The 1,391-nt window shown below is 68.9% G+C and carries 1 protein-coding gene; it reads right to left on the bottom strand.

All coding sequences use genetic code 11. The features are described 5' to 3' along the window. Window positions 1-51: 51 nt before the first annotated feature. Window positions 52-1,299, bottom strand: coding sequence for an IS256 family transposase (locus ACXR8F_RS21495; RefSeq protein WP_458803624.1), 1,248 nt, complete (start codon window positions 1,297-1,299; stop codon window positions 52-54). Window positions 1,300-1,391: the final 92 nt, after the last annotated feature.

Below are 1,391 nucleotides of genomic sequence, written 5' to 3'. Positions count from 1 at the left end.
GGTCAAGTCCCGGGTGGTGGTGTAGCGCTGCGTGTGATCCGTGGTGATGGGTTAGGCGGTCAGGGCGGGCAGGTCATCAGCTCCGATCTCGGGTTCGGTGGCGGGGACGAGGTTCATCCGGGAGCGGGCGAGGACGTCAAGGCCGAGGTAGCGGCGGCCTTCGGCCCATTCGTCGGTCTGCTCGGCCAGGACGGCTCCGACGAGGCGGACGATGGCCTCGCGGTTGGGAAAGATGCCGACGGCGTCGGTGCGGCGCCGGATCTCCTTGTTCAACCGCTCGGTCGGGTTGTTCGACCAGATCTGGGTCCAGATCTCCTTGGGGAAGGCGGTGAAGGACAGCAGGTCCTCGCGGGCGCGGTCGAGGTGCTCGAAGACGGCGGGAAGCTTGTCCTTCACGTAGTCGAGGAGGCGGTCGAACTGGGCGTGGACAGCGGCCGCGTCGGGCTGGTCATAGACGCTGTGCAGCATCGCCTTGACCGCCGGCCACATCGACTTCGGGGTCACGCCCATCAGGTTGAACGCGTAGTGGGTGCGGCAGCGCTGCCACGCGGCGCCGGGGAGGTTGGCGGCGATCGCATCGCGCAGCCCGGCGTGGGCGTCGGAGGTGATGAGCCGGACCCCGGTCAGGCCGCGTACCACGAGGTCGGCGAAGAACTCGTTCCACGCGGCGCCGGTTTCCGCGGTGGCCACGCGCATGCCGAGGACTTCGCGATGTCCGTCGTTGTTGACGCCGGTCGCGAGCAGCACCACGGTGCCCACGACGCGGCCGCCTTCGCGGACCTTCATCGTGAGCGCGTCAGCGGTGACGAACGTGAACGGGCCGGCCGGGCCGAGGGGTCGGTGGCGGAAGTCCTCGACGAGCTGGTCCAGGTCGGTGGCCATCCGCGAGACCTGGGACTTCGACAGCGAGTCGATCCCCAGGGTCTTGACGAGCTTGTCCATGCGGCGGGTGCTGACGCCGGCGAGGTAGCAGTCCGCGACGACCGTGATCAGGGCGGCCTCGGCCCGTTTGCGGCGCTCGAGGAGCCACTCCGGGAAGTAGGTGCCCTTGCGCAGCTTGGGGATCGCGACGTCGACGGTCCCGACCCGGGTGTCCAGGTCGCGGTGTCGGTAGCCGTTGCGTTGGCTCACGCGCCCCGGTGACGGTCGGCCCCACTCGGCGCCGACCACGGCGTCGGCATCGGCGGAGAGCAGGGCGTTGATGATCGACTGCAGCAACGCGCGCATCAGATCGGGGCTGGCCTCGGCGAGTGCGTCGCCGAGCAGGCCGGCAGGGTCGACAATGTGTGGTGCGGTCATCGTGATGATTCCGTTCGAGAGATCTGTGGAAGGTGAACTCGAAGGATCACGCGGTGGCCGCACCTGCGTCCACGACCGGGACGAACTCGGCG

The sequence above is a fragment of the Terrabacter sp. AAH1 genome (assembly GCF_054456855.1).
The sequence above is the reverse complement of the archived record's forward strand: the minus strand, read 5'-3'. Positions and strand labels throughout refer to the sequence as shown.